Genomic DNA, 18,620 nt, shown 5'->3' on the forward strand with positions numbered 1-18,620 from the left:
CTGTACAGACTGGGCCAATGCCGACCGACGCGTTGCTCGACCGCTTCCTGAACGAACTGGCCCCTTTGAAGCCCGTCGCCGTGTGGGCCCACGGTTCGCTCGCCGGGGGCGACTACCAGGAGGGCCGCAGCGACCTGGACCTGATAGCCATCCTGGACCATCCCCTCAAGCCGAGCACCGCCCGCCAACTCGTCGCCCTGCACCGCGGGTTGCGCACCGACCCCCTCGCCACCCACCTGCACTGCAGCTACCTCGCCCCCGGCACCCAGGACGCCCCGAACCAGCGCCACCTCACCTGGGCCCACGACCACGTCACCCGCCGGCCGGTCACGCCTGTCACCCGGCGTGAACTGCACGACTTCGGGCGGGTGTTGCAGGGCGGATCACCGAAGGAGCTGCTGCCGGCCGTGACGGACCAGGAGCTGGGCGAGTTCGTCGTACGCGACCAGCGGGAGTTCTGGCGGCCGTCCGTCGACAAGGCGCACCTCTGGCGCCAGGACATCTGGGTCGACCTGGGCCTGACCACCTTCGCCCGCGCGACGGTCACCCGACGGGAGGGCCGCCTCATCACCAAGCGCGAGGCACTCGACGTACTGCCTGGCCTCGGGGCCCCGGTGGAGGTCGTGGAGGACGTCGTACGGCGGCGTTACGACGATCCGGTACCGTCCTCGCCCCGCTCCGGGGAGGGCGACTGGCCCGACCGCCGGGCGAAGCTGACCCGGGCCTATCTCGGCCCGGCGATAGACGAGTTGGTCACCCGCTACGGGTGATGACTCACGCGCGCGTGGGCAGTGACTGTTCCACCGACGGCCCCGGCAGGTCCGCCACGACCGCCGACCGCTCGCGCAGCGACAGCAGCACCCGCAGCACCCCGATCCACACCAGGCAGGAGCCGAGCATGTGGAGGGCGACCAGGGCCTCGGGGAGGTTCGTGAAGTACTGGACGTAACCGATGACGCCCTGGGAGAGCAGGATCAGGAACAGCTCACGGGTGCGGTCCAGGGGGCCCTTGGGGGCGTCGACCGCCTTGAGGACGAACCACAGGGCGAACGTCAGCGTGACCACGATCCAGGCGAGCACCGCGTGCAGCTTGGCGACCGTCTCCCAGTCGATCGGGATCCGTTCGACCTCCTTGGAGTCGCCCGCGTGCGGGCCCGCGCCGGTCACCACCGTGCCGACCGCGATCAGCAGCATGGAGGCGGTCACCAGGAACCACACCAGCTGCTGCACGGCCTTGCCGACCAGCGGCTTGGACTCCGCGTCGCCCTCCCGGCTGCGCTGCCACATCAGCGTGGCGACCGCGATCAGCGCCGAGGAGAGCAGGAAGTGGGCCGCGACCGTGTACGGGTTGAGGCCGACCAGCACCACGATCCCACCGAGGATCGCGTTGCTCATCACGATCCAGAACTGCGCCCAGCCCAGCCGGGTGAGGCTGCGTCGGTACGGCTTCTCCGAGCGCGCGGCGATGATCGCCCAGCCGACGGCGGCACACAGGACGTACGTCAGCATCCGGTTGCCGAACTCGATGGCACCGTGGAAGCCCATCGCGCTGGTCGTGGTCAGCGAGTCGTCCGTGCACTTGGGCCAGGTCGGGCAGCCGAGCCCCGATCCCGTCAGCCGCACGGCACCGCCGGTGACCACGATGACCACCGACATGACGAGCGCGGCGAGAGCCGCCCGCTGAACCGTCCGGGGATCCGGGGTCCAGCGCGCGGCGATGAAGGCGAGGGGGTTGCGCACGGCGGCTACGACGTCGGCGTGGGTCACGTTTGGCACGGGGACCATCGTAGGGCGCCGCTTGTGCACGCTTTCACGAGGGTCCGGAACAGGCCTACTCCCAGCGGAAGAACGCCCCCGCCGCCCCCAGCCCCGCAACCGCCCACACGCCCAGGATCCCCAGGTCCCCCCACGGCATCCCGGCCCCGTGCTGCAGCACGTCCCGCAGGCCGTCCGAGAGGGCCGAGATGGGCAGGAGGCCCAGCACGTCCTGGACTCCCGACGGGTACTTGTCCATCGGCACGATCACCCCGCCGCCGACCAGGAGCAGCAGGAACACCAGGTTCGCGGCGGCGAGGGTGGCCTCCGCCTTCAGGGTGCCCGCCATCAGCAGGCCCAGGCCCGAGAAGGCCGCCGTGCCGAGGATCAGCAGGAACAGGACGGCCGCCGGGTTGCCGTGCGGGGACCAGCCCAACGCGAACGCGATCGCCGTCAGCAGGATGATCTGGAGGATCTCCGTGACCAGGACCGACGCCGTCTTGGCGGTCATCAGGCCCCATCGGGGGAGCGGGGAGGACGCCAGGCGCTTCAGGACGCCGTAGCGGCGCTCGAAGCCCGTCGCGATGGCCTGGCCCGTGAACGCCGTCGACATCACGGCGAGCGCGAGGATGCCGGGGGTGAGGAAGTCGACGGACTTGCCCTTTCCGGTGTCGACGATGTCCACCGAGCTGAACAGGACCAGCAGGAGGGTCGGGATGACCACCGTGAGGAGGAGCTGCTCGCCGTTGCGCAGGAGCATCTTCGTTTCGAGGGCCGCCTGCGCCGTGATCATGCGGGGGAGGGGCGCCGCTCCGGGCCGCGGGGTGTACGTCCCGGGAATCGTTGTCGTCATGAGCGCAGCTCCTTGCCCGTGAGCTCCAGGAAAACATCCTCCAGGGTGTGCCGTTCGACCGAGATCTTCTCCGGCATCACCCCGTGCTGCGCGCACCACGAGGTGACCGTGGCGAGCAGCTGCGGGTCGACCTTGCCGCCGACGCGGTAGGAGCCCGGGGTCAGTTCGGCGGCCGTGGAGTCGGCCGGGAGGGCCTTCAGCAGGGAGCCGACGTCGAGGCCGGGGCGGCCGGTGAAGCGGAGGGTGTTCTCGGCGCCGCCCCGGCACAGGTCCTCGGGGGAGCCGTGCGCGATGACCTTGCCGGCGTCGATGATCGCGACGTCGTCGGCGAGTTGCTCGGCCTCGTCCATGTGGTGGGTCGTGAGGATGACCGAGACGCCGTCCGCGCGGAGGTCGCGGATGAGGTCCCAGGTGGCGCGGCGGGCCTGGGGATCGAGGCCGGCGGTCGGTTCGTCCAGGAAGACCAGCTCGGGGCGGCCCACGACGGCCATCGCCAGCGCGAGGCGCTGCTGCTGGCCGCCGGAGAGGCGCCGGTACGTCGTACGGCCGCAACTGCCGAGCCCCAGCCGCTCGATGAGCGCGTCCACGTCCAACGGGTGTGCGTGCAGCTTGGCGACATGGCGGAGCATCTCGCCGGCGCGGGCGCCCGAGTAGACGCCGCCGGACTGGAGCATCACGCCGATTCTGGGGCGCAGTGCGGCGGACTCACGGACCGGGTCGAGGCCCAGGACGCGCACCGTGCCGGAGTCCGGCTTCCGGTACCCCTCGCAGGTCTCGACCGTGGTCGTCTTGCCCGCCCCGTTGGGACCTAGCACTGCGGTGACACCCGCATCGGCCACCAGGTCGAGGCCGTTCACCGCGGTCTTCGTGCCGTACCGCTTCACCAGGGCCTGGACCTGGAGCACGGGCTCGCTTCGCATGGGCCCGAGTCTAGGTACGCGATCTGCGGCTCAGGAGTGGGGGTCCCCCCGCTCGAACGGAGTTGAGAGTGGGGGAGGGTGCAGGATCTCCTCCTCACGGGGGCGGTGCAGGGGCAGCCACCGCTCGGCGTAGGCCACGGCGTCGCCCACCGGAAACAGCCGTACATCGGCCGCGCCTGCCTTTCCGCGTACGACGGGACGGTCCCGTTCGAAGTCGTGGCCCAGTTCGTCGAAGCGGTCCGAGGAGATCGACACCTCGGTCACCGTCTCCCAGCCGTCCGGGCCGGGGCGGCCGAGTTCGACCAGCGGGGACGGGACGCGGTACTCGGCGAGATGGAAGCTCGTGCAGGTGTCGTAGCCCGCGCCGAGCAGCAGCACGCGCGCGTGGAGGCCCTCCATGCGGGCCAGCGGGCTGCGCTCGCCGAGCCGGCAGTCGAGGGCGTGGCCGTCGAGGATCTCGGCGGCGTGCGGGCCGATCGCCGCGAAGGAGGTCTGCGGGTGCGCGGAGCGCCGGGCGCCGGGCCAGGTGCGGACGGTCTCCGGGACGACGCCCACGCCGCGCGAGGGCGTGACGAGGGGGTCGTAGGACGGCATGGAGGTGCGGATGGTGTCCCACCATTCGCGGGGGACCGGCGGGTTTCCCCAGTGGGCCGGGTCCGAGACGTCTCCGGTCTGGGTGGGGACCACCAGGGTGCCGTCCGGGCCGAGTGCGTCGAGGATTCCCAGGACCACCGCCACGGCGCCTCCGCAGACCCATCCGAGGGAGCTCAGAGAGGTGTGCGCGAGGAGGGTCTCGCCGGGGCGGACGCCCGCCTCGCGCAGGTCTGCGGTGAGGCTGTCCCGGGTGACAAGTGGGCCGGTGGGAGAGGGTGTGGGCATGGTCGTGGAGTCTCCCGGAAGGGGGTCGGCGGCGCCACCCGATTGATCGATCAAAGATCGTTTCCGCAGGTCGGATTAGGTATACCTAAGTGACGCAGTGCACCGCCGGGTGGCCGGGGCGCGGGTTGCCTGCCTCTGAGGAATTACGCAACAATGGCGTTGTGAAAAACGTTGGCGAGGCTCCGCAGGAGGAACTCGCGACCGGTGAGCGGTCCACCCGCAACCGTGTCGCGCGCTCCATCCTGGACCACGGCCCGTCGACCGTGGCCGACCTCGCCGGCCGGCTGGGGCTGACCCAGGCCGCCGTACGCCGTCATCTCGACGCGCTCGTCGCCGACGACGTCGTGGAAGCACGTGAGCAGCGGGTCTACGGAGCGCGCACGCGCGGCCGGCCCGCCAAGGTGTTCGCCCTGACCGACTGCGGCCGGGACGCCTTCGACCAGTCCTACGACAAGCTCGCCGCGGACGCGCTGCGCTGGATCGCCGCGCACAGCGGCGGGGACGAGGCCGTCGTCGCCTTCGCCCGTGATCGCATGGCCGCCCAGGCCATCGCCTACCGCAAGGTCGTCGAGGCCGCCGCCCCCGAGAACCGCGCGGAAGCGCTGGCCAAGGCCCTGAGCGCGGACGGGTACGCTGCTACGGCGCGTAGCGCACCGGTCGGTGAGCAGCTCTGCCAGCACCACTGCCCGGTCGCCCATGTCGCCGAGCAGTTCCCGCAACTGTGCGAGGCGGAGACAGAGCTCTTCTCCCAGCTGCTCGGCACCCATGTCCAGCGACTGGCGACCATCGCCCACGGCGACGGTGTGTGCACCACGTTCATCCCTAAGACCACACATAACGCATCTGCAAGTACCGCCGGGAGGAACCCCGCATGACGCTCCCCATCGAGGAGACTGCCCACCCCGAGCTCGAGGGTCTGGGTACGTACGAATACGGCTGGGCCGACTCCGACGTGGCCGGTGCCTCCGCCAAGCGCGGCATCAACGAGGACGTCGTCCGGGACATCTCCGGCAAGAAGAGCGAGCCGGAGTGGATGACCAAGCTCCGCCTCAAGGGCCTGCGCCTGTTCGAGAAGAAGCCCATGCCGAACTGGGGCTCCGACCTCTCCGGCATCGACTTCGACAACATCAAGTACTTCGTGCGCTCCACGGAGAAGCAGGCGGAGTCCTGGGAGGACCTGCCCGAGGACATCAAGAACACGTACGACAAGCTCGGCATCCCCGAGGCGGAGAAGCAGCGCCTCGTCGCCGGTGTCGCGGCCCAGTACGAGTCCGAGGTCGTCTACCACCAGATCCGTGAGGACCTGGAGGAGCAGGGCGTCATCTTCCTCGACACCGACACCGCGCTGAAGGAGCACCCGGAGCTCTTCAAGGAGTACTTCGGCACCGTCATCCCGGTCGGCGACAACAAGTTCGCGTCGCTGAACAGCGCGGTCTGGTCCGGCGGTTCCTTCATCTACGTGCCGAAGGGCGTGCAGGTCGAGATCCCCCTGCAGGCGTACTTCCGGATCAACACGGAGAACATGGGCCAGTTCGAGCGGACCCTGATCATCGTCGACGAGGGTGCCTACGTGCACTACGTCGAGGGTTGTACGGCGCCGATCTACAAGTCGGACTCGCTGCACTCCGCGGTCGTCGAGATCATCGTCAAGAAGAACGCCCGCTGCCGCTACACGACCATCCAGAACTGGTCGAACAACGTCTACAACCTGGTCACCAAGCGCGCCGTCGCCTACGAGGGCGCGACCATGGAGTGGATCGACGGCAACATCGGCTCCAAGGTGACGATGAAGTACCCGGCCGTCTACCTGATGGGCGAGCACGCCAAGGGAGAGACCCTCTCCATCGCCTTCGCGGGCGAGGGCCAGCACCAGGACGCCGGCTCCAAGATGGTCCACATGGCGCCGAACACGTCGTCGAACATCGTCTCCAAGTCGGTGGCGCGCGGCGGTGGCCGTACGTCCTACCGCGGTCTCGTCGAGATCGGCGAGGGCGCCCACGGCTCCAAGTCGAACGTGCTCTGTGACGCGCTGCTCGTCGACACGATCTCCCGCTCGGACACGTACCCGTACGTGGACGTCCGCGAGGACGACGTGTCCATGGGCCACGAGGCGACCGTCTCCAAGGTCTCCGAGGACCAGCTCTTCTACCTGATGAGCCGCGGTCTGACCGAGTTCGAGGCGATGGCGATGATCGTGCGCGGCTTCGTCGAGCCGATCGCCAAGGAGCTGCCGATGGAGTACGCCCTTGAGCTCAACCGGCTGATCGAGCTGCAGATGGAAGGCGCGGTCGGTTAACACCGGTCTTCTTAAAAGCAGCAAGCGAAACCTGACGCAGGAAAGAGAGCAGACCGACAGCCATGGCTGAGGCTCAGAACATCCCGGTGGGCAGCACGACCGCCGGCCAGATCGCGGTGGCCGCCGAGTCGACCGTCGCCACGCGCATGAGCGCGCCCCCTTCCTTCGACGTGGCGGACTTCCCGGTCCCCCACGGCCGCGAGGAGGAGTGGCGGTTCACCCCGCTGGAGCGCCTGCGCGGGCTGCACGACGGCACCGCGGTCGCCGACGGCGACGGCGTGAAGGTCGCCATCGGCACCCCCGACGGGGTCACCGTGGAGACCGTCGGCCGTGACGACGCGCGGCTCGGCAAGGCCGGCACCCCGGTGGACCGCGTGGCCGCGCAGGCCTACTCGTCCTTCGAGAAGGCCTCGGTCGTCACCGTCCCCAAGGACACGGTCCTCACCGAGCCGATCCGCATCGTCGTGCACGGCGAGGGCGGGGTCGCCTACGGCCACCAGGTCGTCGAGCTGGGAGCCTTTGCCGAGGCCGTCGTCGTCATCGACCACACCGGTGACGCGGTCCTCGCCGCCAACGTCGACTACATCCTCGGCGACGGCGCCAAGCTGACCGTCGTCTCCGTCCAGGACTGGGACGACAAGGCCGTGCACGTCGGCCAGCACAACGCCCTGATCGGCCGGGACGCCACGTTCAAGTCGTTCGTCGTCACCTTCGGCGGCGATCTCGTACGACTGCACCCGCGCGTGGCCTACGCCGGACCCGGCGGCGAGGCCGAGCTGTTCGGCCTGTACTTCACGGACGCCGGCCAGCACCAGGAGCACCGTCTCCTGGTCGACCACAACACCCCGCACTGCAAGTCCAACGTCGCCTACAAGGGCGCGCTGCAGGGCGAGGGCGCCCACGCGGTGTGGATCGGCGACGTGCTCATCGAGGCCAAGGCCGAGGGCACCGACACGTACGAGATGAACCGCAACCTCGTGCTGACCGACGGCGCCCGGGTCGACTCCGTGCCGAACCTGGAGATCGAGACCGGCGAGATCGTCGGCGCCGGCCACGCGAGTGCCACCGGCCGCTTCGACGACGAGCAGCTCTTCTACCTGATGGCCCGCGGCATCCCGGCCGACGAGGCCCGTCGTCTCGTCGTCCGCGGCTTCTTCGCCGAACTGGTCCAGCAGATCGGTGTCGCCGACATCCAGGAGCGGCTGCTGGAGAAGATCGACGCGGAGCTGGAGGCGTCGGTCTGATGTCTGCCTTCCACGCTGCTCAATTTCTTCGGGCCTGCGGGCTGAGCGAGCTGGAGGAGGACACCCCGAAGCGGGTGGAACTCGACGGCACGCCGGTCTCGGTCGTGAAGACCGAGGGGGAGGTGTTCGCGATCAACGACATCTGCTCGCACGCGAACGTCTCGCTCTCCGAGGGCGAGGTGGAGGACTGCCAGATCGAGTGCTGGCTGCACGGCTCCGCGTTCGACCTGCGCACCGGCAAGCCGTCCGGCCTCCCCGCCACCCGCCCCGTACCCGTATACCCCGTAAAGATCGAAGGGGACGACGTGCTCGTCTCCCTCACCCAGGAGTCCTGAGGAACCCATGGCAACGCTTGAAATCCACGACCTGCACGTCACCGTCGAGGCCGACAACGCCACGAAGGAGATCCTCAAGGGCGTCGACCTCACCGTGAAGCAGGGCGAGACCCACGCCATCATGGGCCCGAACGGCTCCGGCAAGTCGACCCTCGCCTACTCGCTCGCGGGCCACCCGAAGTACACGATCACCGGCGGCACCGTCACCCTCGACGGCGAGGACGTCCTGGAGATGTCCGTCGACGAGCGCGCCCGCGCCGGCCTGTTCCTCGCGATGCAGTATCCGGTCGAGGTCCCCGGTGTCTCCGTCTCCAACTTCCTTCGTACGTCAGCCACCGCCATCCGCGGTGAGGCGCCGAAGCTGCGCACCTGGGTGAAGGAGGTCAAGGAGACCATGGAGCGCCTCTCCATGGACCCGGCCTTCGCCGAGCGCAACGTCAACGAGGGCTTCTCCGGCGGTGAGAAGAAGCGCCACGAGATCCTTCAGCTGGAGCTGCTCAAGCCGAAGATCGCGATCCTCGACGAGACCGACTCCGGCCTGGACGTCGACGCCCTGCGCGTCGTCTCCGAGGGCGTCAACCGCGTCCGCGAGACCGGCGAGGTCGGCACCCTGCTGATCACGCACTACACGCGCATCCTGCGCTACATCAAGCCCGACTTCGTGCACGTCTTCTCCGGCGGCCGGATCGTCGAGTCCGGCGGCGCAGAGCTCGCCGACAAGCTGGAGAACGAGGGCTACGAGGCTTACACCACGAAGGGTGGCGTATCAGCGTGACGCAGACGCCGGGCCTCCTCACGAGTTCTTCTCAGCTGCTCGACGAGGCGATCCGCAAGGACTTCCCCATCCTGGACCGCACGGTCCACGACGGTAAGAAGCTCGTGTACCTGGACAACGCGGCGACCTCGCAGAAGCCGCGCCAGGTGCTCGACGCCCTGAACGAGTACTACGAGCGCTACAACGCCAACGTCCACCGCGGTGTGCATGTGCTCGCCGAGGAGGCCACGGCGCTGTACGAGGGCGCGCGCGACAAGGTCGCGACGTTCATCAACGCGCCCAGCCGCGACGAGGTGATCTTCACCAAGAACGCCTCCGAGTCGCTCAACCTCGTCGCGAACATGCTGGGCTGGGCCGACGAGCCCTACCGCGTGGACCACGAGACCGAGATCGTCATCACGGAGATGGAGCACCACTCCAACATCGTGCCGTGGCAGCTGCTCTCGCAGCGCACGGGCGCGAAGCTGAAGTGGTTCGGCCTCACGGACGACGGCCGCCTGGACCTGTCGAACATAGACGAGGTCATCACGGAGAAGACGAAGATCGTCTCCTTCGTGCTGGTCTCCAACATCCTCGGCACGGTCAACCCGGTCGAGAAGATCGTGCGCCGCGCGCAGGAGGTCGGGGCCCTGGTCCTGATCGACGCCTCGCAGGCCGCTCCGCACATGCCGCTGGACGTCCAGGCCCTCCAGGCCGACTTCGTGGCCTTCACCGGCCACAAGATGTGCGGCCCGACCGGCATCGGCGTCCTCTGGGGCCGCCAGGAGCTCCTTGAGGACCTGCCTCCGTTCCTCGGCGGCGGCGAGATGATCGAGACCGTGTCGATGCACTCGTCGACGTACGCCCCCGCCCCGCACAAGTTCGAGGCGGGCACCCCGCCGATCGCCCAGGCGGTCGGTCTCGGCGCGGCGATCGACTACCTGTCGGCGATCGGCATGGACAAGATCCTCGCCCATGAGCACGCGCTGACCGAGTACGCGGTGAAGCGCCTGCTGGACGTCCCCGACCTGAAGATCATCGGCCCCACCACGGCCGAGGACCGGGGCGCGGCGATCTCCTTCACGCTGGGCGACATCCACCCGCACGACGTGGGCCAGGTCCTCGACGAGGAGGGCATCGCGGTCCGGGTCGGACACCACTGCGCACGGCCCGTCTGCCTGCGCTACGGAATTCCTGCGACCACGCGAGCGTCGTTCTATCTGTACTCCACGCCGACCGAGATCGACGCACTGGTCGACGGCCTGGAGCACGTACGGAACTTCTTCGGTTAAGGGACGTGAGCTGAGACCGTGAAGCTGGATTCGATGTACCAGGAAGTCATCCTGGACCACTACAAGCACCCGCACGGGCGGGGCTTGCGGGATGGCGACGCCGAGGTGCACCACGTCAACCCGACGTGCGGCGACGAGATCACGCTGCGCGTGAAGTACGACGGCGAGCAGATCACCGACATCTCCTACGAGGGTCAGGGCTGCTCCATCAGCCAGGCCTCGGCCTCCGTACTGAACGACCTCCTCGTCGGCAAGGAGCTGTCCGAGGCGCGGAAGATCCAGGAGACCTTCCTGGAGCTGATGCAGTCCAAGGGCCGGACCGAGCCCGACGACGACATGGAGGAGGTGCTGGAGGACGCGGTCGCGTTCGCCGGTGTCTCCAAGTACCCGGCACGGGTGAAGTGCGCCCTCCTCAGCTGGATGGCGTGGAAGGACGCGACGGCCCAGGCCCTGGGCGGAGCCGACGCCGACGCGGAAAGGAAGACGGCATGAGCGACACCGAGACCATGGAGATCAAGCCCGCCTCCGAGGAGGAGGTCCGCGAGGCCCTGCTCGATGTCGTCGACCCCGAACTGGGCATCGACGTCGTCAACCTCGGCCTCATCTACGGCGTGCACATCGACGACGCGAACATCGCGACCATCGACATGACGCTGACCTCGGCGGCCTGCCCGCTGACGGACGTCATCGAGGACCAGGCCAAGTCCGCCACGGACGGCCTCGTCAACGAACTCCGTATCAACTGGGTCTGGATGCCGCCGTGGGGCCCGGACAAGATCACGGACGACGGGCGCGAGCAGCTTCGGGCGCTGGGCTTCAACGTCTGAGCCCTCTGGTTCTTTTGGGTTCACCGGAAACGGCCATACCTTTCGGGTATGGCCGTTTCGCTGCATCACGTAGTCATCGACACACACGATCTCCCGGGGCTCGCCCGCTTCTGGTGCCAGGTGCTCGACTGGCGGATCCTGTCCGAGAAGGAACGCGAAGTCGTCATCGGGCCGGGGGAGTTCGCGGAGACCGGCATCTGCTTCATGCCGGTGAGCGAGCCGAAGGCCGCCAAGAACCGACTGCACTTCGACCTTGCCCCCGACGACCAGGACGTCGAGGTGGAGAGGATCCTCGCGCTGGGTGCGCGGCGGGTCGACATCGGACAGAGCGAGACCGTGGGCTGGGTGGTCCTCGCCGACCCGGAGGGCAACGAGTTCTGCGTACTGCGGCCCAAGGCCTCGCTGATCGCCTTTCGGGACGCGGCTGTCAGTTGAGCCCGGTCACCAGTCGGAATGCCGAGTCCGCCCGGTACAGGCTGCTGTTCTGGTACTGGTCCAGCTTGAGCTGGAAGTTCTGGTGACGCAGATAGCGGCCCGGGTAGTTGACCGACTCCAGCATCACCGCGCCCGAGTAGGACGAGGTGCGGGGGCAGAAGGTGGCGTCCTGCTTGAAGAGGGACGAGCCGTCGTTGCGTTGCGCGCGGAGGATGAAGTTGCGGTGGCGGAGATAGCTGCCGTCGGCCGTCGTGAACGAGTAACAGGAGCTCTTGGCAAGGCCCTTGACCACTTTGAAGGTCGACGCGCGGCGGGCCGCGGCGGAACCGGCCGGGTTGAGCTTCACGTAGTCGCCGCTCACCTGCCAGTACCGGTCCGGGTAGTTGACCGAGCGGACCGACTTCCAGGCGGACGAGGAACTCGACGAGCCGCCCGACCCGGACGATCCCGCCGAGCCCGAACCGCCGTTGGACGAGGCCGACTTGGACGGTGCGGGCGCCTTCGCGGAGGGCGTGGAGCTGTGCTCCGCTGCGGTGGCCGACGCGGAAGGTGACTTCGTGGCGGCCGTTGTGTGCGCGTCGGGCGTGGGCGTGTCCTTCTTCGACGGCGAGGCGAACGAGAGCAGCCCGGGACCGTCCGTTCCGACCGACGACGGGTCCGTCGCCTTCTTGGTACGTGAAGTGTCGTCAGGTTGCTTGTCCGTGATGACGATCGCCGTGGCGCACACGGCGATCGTGGTGAGGGCGAGCGCCCCGGCCAGCCAGAGCCGGCGGGTTCCAGGGGCCCGGGAACTGTCGGGGGTCCAGCCGTTCTCCCAAGGGGTGTGGTGCGGGGGAGGGTGCTGGGATGTGTTGTCTGGCATGCGCTGTTCCTCCAGCGGCGCCCATGGCGACGGCCGTGGCCGTGAAATCCAGGTGAGTGAACGGTGAAACAGTAGTGGAGCGAGAGGCCTGTGAGCAGCCGTTTCAGTGAGCGGTTTCTACGAGTTCCGAGGTCGGCGTGCGACGTAATGGGACGTCACCTCTCATTCCTCGGGCACTTTTATCAACTCCGCTCAGAACACGGCTACTTGGGTGGCGGATGCGCCCCGGCCGACCGGGCGCCGCCGCCGCGGACCGACCGCTCCGTCCGCCGTTATGTACACTCGTACACATGGGATTCCTGATGCTCCTCACGGCGATCGCCGCGGAGGTGGGCGGCACCACCGCCATGAAGTTCAGCCACGGCTTCAGCCGGCTGTGGCCGTCGGTCCTCACGGTCGTCGGATACGTGCTCTCCTTCGCCCTGCTCGCGCAGACCCTGAAGTCCATGTCGGTCGGTACGGCCTACGCGATCTGGGCCGGCCTCGGCACGGCCGCCATCGTGGGCATCGGGACGGTGTTCCTGGGCGAGGGGATGACCTTCGCGAAGGCCGCCGGTATCGCGCTGATCATCATCGGGGTGGTCGTCCTCAACCTGGGCGGCGCGCACTGATGGCCCGGCGCCACGACCCCGAGCGGCGTCAGCGGATCATCGACGCGGCGATCCGGGTCGTAGGACAGAAGGGCCTCGCGGGACTCAGCCACCGCTCCGTCGCCGCCGAGGCCGATGTGCCGCTCGGCTCGACGACGTACCACTTCACGACCCTCGACGAACTGATGGTCGCGGCGCTGCGCCAGGCCAACGAGGGCTTCGCCAAGGTGATCGCCGCGCGCGGCGGCCTGGAGGACCCGCGCACCGACCTGGCCGGGGAGCTGGCCGGCTGGATGGGCGAATGGCTCGCGGGCGACCGCACGGGCGTCGAGCTCGAGTACGAGCTGTACTTGGCCGCCCTGCGCCGCCCCGCCCTGCGCCCCGTCGCCGACGAGTGGGCCCGCGACCTCGCCGAGCGCCTGTCCCGCCGGACGGACCCGGTGACCGCGCGGGCCCTGGTCGCGCTGATGGACGGGATCTGCCTGCAGGTGCTGCTGACGGACGCGGCGTACGACGAGGGGTACGCGCGGGAGGTGTTGGGGCGGGTGATCCCGCGGTCCGCCGAGAAGTGAAGTGCCTGCCCACCCCGTGAACTCTCCGGCCCCCACCGGGTAACAGCGGGCGACACGACGGCAATCGGCACTGAGGAATCGGGGGGCAGCCTGGTGAGTGGACCACCGCCGACGGCGGAGCGGACCGGGGACGACGCGGAGATCGTCGTCCAGTCGCTCGAGCGACCGGAGTTGTTCGCCCTGCTCTACGACCGGTACGCGTCGGACATCCACCGCTACGCGGCCCGGCGTCTGGGCGACGGAGCGGCCGACGACATCACCGCCGACACCTTCCTCGCCGCGTTCCGCATCCGCTCGCGCTACGACCGCTCGCGCCCCAACGCGCGCCCCTGGCTCTACGGCATCGCGGGCAACCTCATCGGCAAGCAGCGCCGTACCGAGGTGCGGGCGCTCAAGGCGCTGGCCCGCACCGGGCGCGACCCCGTCGCCGCGTCCTGGAGCGACTCCTGGGTCGAGGACCCCGACAGCCGGATCGCCGCGCGGGGCCCGCTGGCCGGAGCCCTCGCCGCGTTGTCGGCGGGCGACCGGAACGTGCTCCTGCTCGTCGCCTGGGCCGACCTCACCTACCAGGAGGTCGCCGAGGCGCTGGACATCCCGGTCGGCACCGTCCGCTCCCGGCTCAACCGGGCGCGGCGCAAGGTACGTACCGCACTGGGCGCCGATCCCGCGTTCGTGCACGACGCGGCGGAGGTGGCATAGCGATGGACGAGATGACACAGGTGCGCGCACTGCGCGCCGAAGCACCGGCGCCCGACCGGGCAGGGCTCGCGTCGGGACGTACCCGGCTGACCGAGGCTGCACGGGCCGGAGAGCGGCACCAAGGGCTGTGGCGGCGGCGGGAGTTGGTGATCCTCGCGGTCGTGGCGGCGGTCACCGCCGTGGCCGTCACCGTCACCGTGCTGCTGGGCGGGACCTCCCCCGGGCGCAAGGTGGAGCCCGCAGGCACGCCGAACGCGAGCCTCAAGGGGCTCAGCGCGGCCCAACTCCTCAAGCAGGCCGCCGATTTGGTCGAGACGGAGCCGGACTCCGCAGTGCCGCGGGCCGATCAGTGGATCTACACCCTGCAGATGTCCGAGGCGCCCGCGGCGGCGGTGGTCGAGATGCCGAGCTGGATCCGGTACGACGGCAGCGCGTCCGCGTCCGAGGAGCTCGCCCGCAAGGGGCAGCGCCCCCAACTCATCGTCACACCGCTGCACTTGGAGAACGGCGGGGAGGGTCACGACCGTTCGCCGCGCGAGATGTACCAGGTCCTGACATCGCTTCCGGCCGGCGGTGAACAGACCCTGAAGTTCCTGCGCCACAAGAACGCCGTCGCCGACAGGGCCGGGCAGACCCGGGCCGAGTCGGACTACACCGAGATCAGCGTCCTCCTGGGCGCCCATGTGACGACGTCCAAGGGGCTGGCCTCGCTCTACCGCGCCCTCGCGACCCTGCCCGGCGGCAAGGTCACCGACCACCTGGTGAAGGACGTCATGGGACGCCGGGTGATCGTCCTGACCTATGTCAGAAGGGGCACCCTCGACTCCGGGGAAGCGGACCAGTGGCTCTTCGACCCGCAGACGTACCGGATCACCGGGACGCGGATGCTGCTGGACGGCAAGGTCGTCGGCGGCAGCTCGACGGCGGCGTGGGCCGTGGTGGACAAGGCCGGCGAACGCGGCTGACCCGGCCGCCCCTGCGACCACGGGCGCCCCGCACGACGAGGGGGGTGCGGGGCGCCCGTGCAGCCGGAGACCGGGCCCGTGCGTGTCGTTCCCTGAGACGCCCCGTGGACGAGTTGGTCCCCGCCGCCCCCTCCAGGTTAGGTTTCCCTCATGACCGACACGACCGCACCTCGCACCACCGGCGCCGTTGCCGCCGGCCTCGCCACCGTCACCGCCGACGGAACCGTCCTCGACACCTGGTTCCCCGCGCCCGGACTGTCCGCCGAACCCGGCCCCGCCGGTACCGAGCGGCTGTCCGCCGAGCGCGCCGTGGAACTGCTCGGCGAGGGTGCGGCGAAGGCGATCGGTCCCGACGCCCGTCGCGGCGTCGAAGTGATCGCGGTCCGCACGGTCATCGCCTCCCTCGACGACAAGCCGCTCGACGCGCACGACGTCTACCTGCGCCTGCACCTCCTCTCGCACCGCCTGGTCAAGCCGCACGGCCAGAGCCTGGACGGCATGTTCGGCTTCCTCGCCAACGTCGCCTGGACCTCGCTCGGCCCGGTCGCGGTCGACGAGGTGGAGAAGGTGCGGTTGAACGCCCGCGCCGAGGGCCTGCACCTCCAGGTGACGTCGATCGACAAGTTCCCGCGCATGACGGACTACGTGGCCCCGAAGGGCGTCCGGATCGCCGACGCCGACCGGGTCCGCCTGGGCGCGCACCTCGCCGAGGGCACGACGGTCATGCACGAGGGCTTCGTCAACTTCAACGCCGGCACGCTCGGCACGTCGATGGTCGAGGGCCGGATCTCCGCCGGTGTCGTGGTCGGCGACGGCTCGGACATCGGCGGCGGCGCGTCCACGATGGGCACGCTGTCCGGCGGCGGCAACGTCCGCATCACCATCGGCGAGCGCTGCCTCGTCGGCGCCGAGGCCGGCGTCGGCATCGCGCTCGGCGACGAATGCGTCGTGGAGGCCGGCCTCTACGTCACCGCCGGCACCCGCGTCACGATGCCCGACGGCCAGATCGTCAAGGCCCGCGAACTCTCCGGCGCCTCCAACATCCTCTTCCGCCGCAACTCGGTCACCGGCACGGTCGAGGCCCGCCCGAACAACGCGGTCTGGGGCGGCCTGAACGAAATCCTGCACAGCCACAACTAGCAGTACGGTGACGCGAGTCGAGCGCCCTTCCGTCCACCGGGAGGGCGCTCGACTCGTATCAGGACTCACGCCTGCACGGCCGCCGCGAACCCCGCCAGCGCCGGGCCGGGATGGCGGGCGGTCTTCCAGTGGACCCCGTCGGGCCGCTCGGCGAACAGCGCGTCGCCGAAGTCGACGTAGGGCAATTCGGGCAGGCCGACGGCCGGGGCGATCCAGCGGTTCGCGGCGGCCATCCACGTGGTCGCCCAGCACAGGTCGTAGCCGAGACCGAGAAGTGCCGGTCCGTGCGCGGGGTTCAGCCCGGTGGTTGGGCGGGCGGAATTTTCCCGGGGCGGCAGGCATAGCGGGCGCTGTCCGTACGCGTCCCAAGGATCACAGGGCGGAGCATCGGGTGCCGTCGGGGAAGTGAGTGAAGGTGACGATGGATGCCGAAGAGCTGGAAGGTTTCCGGGACTTCGTGGACAACAGGTCGTCGGCGCTGCTGAGGACCGCCGTGCTGCTCAGCGGGGGAGACCGGCACGCGGGTGAGGACCTGCTCCAGAACGCTTTGGTCAAGGTCGCTGGACGGTGGCAGCGGATCGACGAACCCGAGGCCTACGTACGGCGGATCCTCTACCGCCAGCAGGTCAGCCGCTGGCGGCTGAAGTGGCGCAGACGCGAGGTCAGCGTCGCCGAACCGCCCGAGGTCGGCGCGGCGGCCGACGCCGCGTCGGCGGCCGAACTGCGCCTGGTGATGCGCGAGGCGTTGTCGAGGCTCACCGCCCGCCAGCGCACCGTGCTCGTGCTGCGCTACTTCGAGGACCTGCCCGAGGCCGACGTGGCCCGCCTCCTCGGCTGCTCCGTCGGCACCGTACGCTCCACCACCCACCGTTCCCTGGCCCGACTGCGCGTGCTCGCACCGGAGTTGGCCGCCGTCGGCCGGGCCGGCGCCGAGGAACTGCCGTCCCGTGACTTCTCGCCCGCGGAGGTGCGTCCATGAGCATCGAGGAACTGGTGCGTGACTCCCTGCGCGAGCAGGCCTCCGGACAGCCGTCGCCGGCAACGGGGTTCGCCGACCGGGTGCTGGCCGTCCGCCGTCGCCGTATCCGCCGGCTCGCGTCCGTTGCCGCCGCCGCGGCCGCCGTGGTCGCGGTCGCGGTGACCGTGCCGCTGCTGGACTCGGGCCGGACCGACGTACGTCCCGCCGAGGTGATCGACGGGACCGTGGCGCACCCCGACCAGTGGCTTCCGCGCGACATGATCGCGGCCGGCCGGACGACGCTCGCCGCGTACTACACGGAGCAGACCGTGCCGACGACACCCAGTCGGGGAGTCGCCACCCGCACCTACTGGCTGCTCAACCCGCGGACTGAGAAGTACTGGATGACCCCCGCGTTCTCCGACGTCGCCGTCGCGCCCGGAATGCGCACCGCCGCAGTGCTGGAGCAGAGCCTGCCCGCCCACCGGATCGGGATCCTCAACCTCACGACGATGAAGATCGAGCGGTGGATCCCGGTCGAGCACGGGGTCGGCGGCGTCGAGTTCTCGCGCGGCGGCAGCAAGCTCCTCGCGACGACGTACATCGAGAACCCCGATGTGCGCGCGCCCTCGGCGGTCAACGAGGAGACCGGGGAGTGGGCCTGGCAGGGGCCGTTGGGTTCGCCCCGCGATGGTTTCTACGTCCTCGACGCCGTCTCCGGGGCCGGCCGGTGGAGCGCCGTCTCGGCGGGCCGCGAGATCAACGGCCGTCAGGACTTCGCCTTCAGCCGGACCGGCGAGCAGGTGTACTCGCGGATCATCGGGAGCCGGGACGGTCTCCAGCAGTTCTACGACCTCGACGGCAACAAGATCGCCGCGCCCGCGAACGAGAAGTACCTGCGGTCGGACGTCGGCGCGCGGCTGTCCCCGAACGGCAGGCTCGCCGCCCTCGGCCTGACGAAGGAGGTGGGCGGATCCCCCGGAAAGTCGTACTCCTCGATCCGTGATCCGCTCACGGGCAAGGAGATCACCAAGGTCCGCGGCGCCCAGCTGCTCGCCTGGGCCGACGACAGGCACCTCATCGCCTGGGAGCGGACCACGAGCCTGGAGGCGCCGTACCTGCCCCGGCTCGTGATGGTCACGATCGGCAGCGACAAGGTCGTACCCCTCAGCGGCACGTACAAGAACATCGGGAAGGTCGTCTGGGAACCCGTCTTCGCCGAGCGGTGACGACCGCGCACGAGC

The 18,620-nt window shown here is 69.6% G+C and carries 22 protein-coding genes and 1 pseudogene; 17 read left to right on the top strand and 6 right to left on the bottom strand.

The annotated features are described in order from the left end of the window. The first annotated feature begins 17 nt into the window (after positions 1 to 17). Entirely contained in the window at positions 18 to 770 is a 753-nt protein-coding gene (locus OH768_RS39440; RefSeq protein ID WP_406461045.1) for a nucleotidyltransferase domain-containing protein, read from the top strand. A 4-nt stretch (positions 771 to 774) separates the two neighbouring features. Here the strand turns inward: OH768_RS39440 and OH768_RS39445 are convergent, their stop codons facing one another. Genes OH768_RS39445 through OH768_RS39460 form a run of 4 tightly spaced genes read right to left on the bottom strand, consistent with a single transcriptional unit; the run spans position 775 to position 4,407 of the window. Next, the gene (locus tag OH768_RS39445; protein ID WP_406461047.1) at positions 775 to 1,785 is read right to left on the bottom strand and encodes a COX15/CtaA family protein; all 1,011 of its coding nucleotides are present in this window, start codon (positions 1,783 to 1,785) and stop codon (positions 775 to 777) included. Between the two features lie 46 nt (positions 1,786 to 1,831). Further along, the gene (locus OH768_RS39450; RefSeq protein ID WP_406461049.1) at positions 1,832 to 2,608 is read right to left on the bottom strand and encodes an ABC transporter permease; all 777 of its coding nucleotides are present in this window, start codon (positions 2,606 to 2,608) and stop codon (positions 1,832 to 1,834) included. Beyond that, complete coding sequence (locus OH768_RS39455; protein ID WP_406461051.1) at positions 2,605 to 3,528, bottom strand: ABC transporter ATP-binding protein; 924 nt, start codon at positions 3,526 to 3,528, stop codon at positions 2,605 to 2,607. The genes OH768_RS39450 and OH768_RS39455 overlap by 4 nt, the downstream gene beginning before the upstream one ends. A gap of 30 nt (positions 3,529 to 3,558) precedes the next feature. Next, positions 3,559 to 4,407 (bottom strand): aminoglycoside N(3)-acetyltransferase, encoded by an 849-nt coding sequence (locus OH768_RS39460; protein ID WP_406461053.1) that lies wholly within the window; start codon positions 4,405 to 4,407, stop codon positions 3,559 to 3,561. Between the two features lie 161 nt (positions 4,408 to 4,568). Here OH768_RS39460 and OH768_RS39465 point away from each other — a divergent pair, with 161 nt between their 5' ends. The 9 genes from OH768_RS39465 to OH768_RS39505 all read left to right on the top strand — a co-directional run bounded on the left by OH768_RS39465 (position 4,569) and on the right by OH768_RS39505 (position 11,590). Further along, positions 4,569 to 5,282 carry a helix-turn-helix transcriptional regulator gene (locus OH768_RS39465; protein ID WP_406461055.1) on the top strand — a complete coding sequence of 238 codons (714 nt, stop codon included), beginning with the start codon at positions 4,569 to 4,571 and terminating at the stop codon, positions 5,280 to 5,282. Then, positions 5,279 to 6,703, top strand: coding sequence for a Fe-S cluster assembly protein SufB (sufB, locus tag OH768_RS39470; RefSeq protein ID WP_200716327.1), 1,425 nt, complete (start codon positions 5,279 to 5,281; stop codon positions 6,701 to 6,703). Before OH768_RS39465 ends, sufB begins: the two co-directional genes overlap by 4 nt. 62 nt (positions 6,704 to 6,765) lie before the next feature. Then, positions 6,766 to 7,947 (top strand): Fe-S cluster assembly protein SufD, encoded by a 1,182-nt coding sequence (gene sufD / locus OH768_RS39475; protein WP_406461057.1) that lies wholly within the window; start codon positions 6,766 to 6,768, stop codon positions 7,945 to 7,947. Next, the gene (locus OH768_RS39480) at positions 7,947 to 8,282 is read left to right on the top strand and encodes a non-heme iron oxygenase ferredoxin subunit (RefSeq protein ID WP_362978714.1); all 336 of its coding nucleotides are present in this window, start codon (positions 7,947 to 7,949) and stop codon (positions 8,280 to 8,282) included. The genes sufD and OH768_RS39480 overlap by 1 nt, the downstream gene beginning before the upstream one ends. A 7-nt stretch (positions 8,283 to 8,289) precedes the next feature. Continuing rightward, complete coding sequence (sufC, locus tag OH768_RS39485) at positions 8,290 to 9,057, top strand: Fe-S cluster assembly ATPase SufC (RefSeq protein ID WP_019060532.1); 768 nt, start codon at positions 8,290 to 8,292, stop codon at positions 9,055 to 9,057. Beyond that, a complete protein-coding gene (locus OH768_RS39490; RefSeq protein ID WP_406461059.1) occupies positions 9,054 to 10,328 on the top strand; it encodes a cysteine desulfurase in 1,275 nt (424 codons plus the stop codon). Before sufC ends, OH768_RS39490 begins: the two co-directional genes overlap by 4 nt. An 18-nt stretch (positions 10,329 to 10,346) precedes the next feature. Next, positions 10,347 to 10,820, top strand: coding sequence for a Fe-S cluster assembly sulfur transfer protein SufU (sufU, locus tag OH768_RS39495; protein WP_406461061.1), 474 nt, complete (start codon positions 10,347 to 10,349; stop codon positions 10,818 to 10,820). Beyond that, on the top strand, positions 10,817 to 11,155 hold the full coding sequence (locus OH768_RS39500; RefSeq protein WP_280877144.1) for a metal-sulfur cluster assembly factor: 339 nt from the start codon (positions 10,817 to 10,819) through the stop codon (positions 11,153 to 11,155). The genes sufU and OH768_RS39500 overlap by 4 nt, the downstream gene beginning before the upstream one ends. 48 nt (positions 11,156 to 11,203) lie before the next feature. After that, positions 11,204 to 11,590 (top strand): VOC family protein, encoded by a 387-nt coding sequence (locus tag OH768_RS39505; RefSeq protein ID WP_406461063.1) that lies wholly within the window; start codon positions 11,204 to 11,206, stop codon positions 11,588 to 11,590. Here the strand turns inward: OH768_RS39505 and OH768_RS39510 are convergent. Next, positions 11,583 to 12,452 (bottom strand): AbfB domain-containing protein, encoded by an 870-nt coding sequence (locus OH768_RS39510; protein WP_406461064.1) that lies wholly within the window; start codon positions 12,450 to 12,452, stop codon positions 11,583 to 11,585. The two genes, OH768_RS39505 and OH768_RS39510, sit on opposite strands and share 8 nt — an antisense overlap. A gap of 290 nt (positions 12,453 to 12,742) precedes the next feature. Between OH768_RS39510 and OH768_RS39515 the strand changes: the two genes are divergently transcribed. The 5 genes from OH768_RS39515 to dapD all read left to right on the top strand — a co-directional run bounded on the left by OH768_RS39515 (position 12,743) and on the right by dapD (position 16,418). Then, positions 12,743 to 13,063: a multidrug efflux SMR transporter gene (locus OH768_RS39515; RefSeq protein ID WP_262062023.1), complete on the top strand. Its 321-nt coding sequence runs from the start codon at positions 12,743 to 12,745 to the stop codon at positions 13,061 to 13,063. Then, complete coding sequence (locus OH768_RS39520) at positions 13,063 to 13,614, top strand: TetR/AcrR family transcriptional regulator (RefSeq protein ID WP_406461066.1); 552 nt, start codon at positions 13,063 to 13,065, stop codon at positions 13,612 to 13,614. The genes OH768_RS39515 and OH768_RS39520 overlap by 1 nt, the downstream gene beginning before the upstream one ends. A 93-nt stretch (positions 13,615 to 13,707) precedes the next feature. Beyond that, the gene (locus OH768_RS39525; protein ID WP_406461068.1) at positions 13,708 to 14,313 is read left to right on the top strand and encodes an RNA polymerase sigma factor; all 606 of its coding nucleotides are present in this window, start codon (positions 13,708 to 13,710) and stop codon (positions 14,311 to 14,313) included. Between the two features lie 2 nt (positions 14,314 to 14,315). Beyond that, entirely contained in the window at positions 14,316 to 15,278 is a 963-nt protein-coding gene (locus OH768_RS39530; RefSeq protein ID WP_406461070.1) for a CU044_5270 family protein, read from the top strand. A gap of 150 nt (positions 15,279 to 15,428) precedes the next feature. Beyond that, on the top strand, positions 15,429 to 16,418 hold the full coding sequence (gene dapD, locus OH768_RS39535) for a 2,3,4,5-tetrahydropyridine-2,6-dicarboxylate N-succinyltransferase (protein ID WP_406461072.1): 990 nt from the start codon (positions 15,429 to 15,431) through the stop codon (positions 16,416 to 16,418). A 119-nt stretch (positions 16,419 to 16,537) separates the two neighbouring features. Here dapD and OH768_RS39540 read toward each other — a convergent pair. Beyond that, positions 16,538 to 16,717 (bottom strand): annotated as a pseudogene (locus OH768_RS39540) (hypothetical protein); the annotation flags it as partial. A 122-nt stretch (positions 16,718 to 16,839) separates the two neighbouring features. Between OH768_RS39540 and OH768_RS39545 the strand changes: the two are divergent. Together OH768_RS39545 and OH768_RS39550 are read left to right on the top strand one after the other, a co-directional pair. Then, positions 16,840 to 17,397 (top strand): SigE family RNA polymerase sigma factor, encoded by a 558-nt coding sequence (locus OH768_RS39545; protein WP_406461073.1) that lies wholly within the window; start codon positions 16,840 to 16,842, stop codon positions 17,395 to 17,397. Continuing rightward, a complete protein-coding gene (locus OH768_RS39550) occupies positions 17,394 to 18,605 on the top strand; it encodes a WD40 repeat domain-containing protein (RefSeq protein ID WP_406461075.1) in 1,212 nt (403 codons plus the stop codon). The genes OH768_RS39545 and OH768_RS39550 overlap by 4 nt, the downstream gene beginning before the upstream one ends. Positions 18,606 to 18,620 lie beyond the last annotated feature (15 nt).

The sequence above is a fragment of the Streptomyces sp. NBC_01622 genome (genome assembly GCF_045209635.1).
In the GTDB taxonomy this organism is placed as follows: Bacteria; Actinomycetota; Actinomycetes; order Streptomycetales; family Streptomycetaceae; genus Streptomyces.

Bases quoted from the DNA above. Each gene is read 5' to 3' on its own strand.
- OH768_RS39455 (WP_406461051.1), bottom strand. From the start codon at position 3,528: ATGCGAAGCGAGCCCGTGCTCCAGGTCCAGGCCCTGGTGAAGCGGTAC.
- OH768_RS39550 (WP_406461075.1), top strand. From the start codon at position 17,394: ATGAGCATCGAGGAACTGGTGCGTGACTCCCTGCGCGAGCAGGCCTCC.
- OH768_RS39520 (WP_406461066.1), top strand. From the start codon at position 13,063: ATGGCCCGGCGCCACGACCCCGAGCGGCGTCAGCGGATCATCGACGCG.
- OH768_RS39445 (WP_406461047.1), bottom strand. From the start codon at position 1,785: ATGGTCCCCGTGCCAAACGTGACCCACGCCGACGTCGTAGCCGCCGTG.
- sufC (WP_019060532.1), top strand. From the start codon at position 8,290: ATGGCAACGCTTGAAATCCACGACCTGCACGTCACCGTCGAGGCCGAC.
- OH768_RS39440 (WP_406461045.1), top strand. From the start codon at position 18: ATGCCGACCGACGCGTTGCTCGACCGCTTCCTGAACGAACTGGCCCCT.
- sufB (WP_200716327.1), top strand. From the start codon at position 5,279: ATGACGCTCCCCATCGAGGAGACTGCCCACCCCGAGCTCGAGGGTCTG.
- OH768_RS39500 (WP_280877144.1), top strand. From the start codon at position 10,817: ATGAGCGACACCGAGACCATGGAGATCAAGCCCGCCTCCGAGGAGGAG.
- sufD (WP_406461057.1), top strand. From the start codon at position 6,766: ATGGCTGAGGCTCAGAACATCCCGGTGGGCAGCACGACCGCCGGCCAG.
- OH768_RS39510 (WP_406461064.1), bottom strand. From the start codon at position 12,452: ATGCCAGACAACACATCCCAGCACCCTCCCCCGCACCACACCCCTTGG.
- dapD (WP_406461072.1), top strand. From the start codon at position 15,429: ATGACCGACACGACCGCACCTCGCACCACCGGCGCCGTTGCCGCCGGC.
- OH768_RS39515 (WP_262062023.1), top strand. From the start codon at position 12,743: ATGGGATTCCTGATGCTCCTCACGGCGATCGCCGCGGAGGTGGGCGGC.
- OH768_RS39480 (WP_362978714.1), top strand. From the start codon at position 7,947: ATGTCTGCCTTCCACGCTGCTCAATTTCTTCGGGCCTGCGGGCTGAGC.
- OH768_RS39460 (WP_406461053.1), bottom strand. From the start codon at position 4,407: ATGCCCACACCCTCTCCCACCGGCCCACTTGTCACCCGGGACAGCCTC.
- OH768_RS39545 (WP_406461073.1), top strand. From the start codon at position 16,840: ATGGATGCCGAAGAGCTGGAAGGTTTCCGGGACTTCGTGGACAACAGG.
- OH768_RS39530 (WP_406461070.1), top strand. From the start codon at position 14,316: ATGGACGAGATGACACAGGTGCGCGCACTGCGCGCCGAAGCACCGGCG.
- OH768_RS39450 (WP_406461049.1), bottom strand. From the start codon at position 2,608: ATGACGACAACGATTCCCGGGACGTACACCCCGCGGCCCGGAGCGGCG.
- OH768_RS39505 (WP_406461063.1), top strand. From the start codon at position 11,204: ATGGCCGTTTCGCTGCATCACGTAGTCATCGACACACACGATCTCCCG.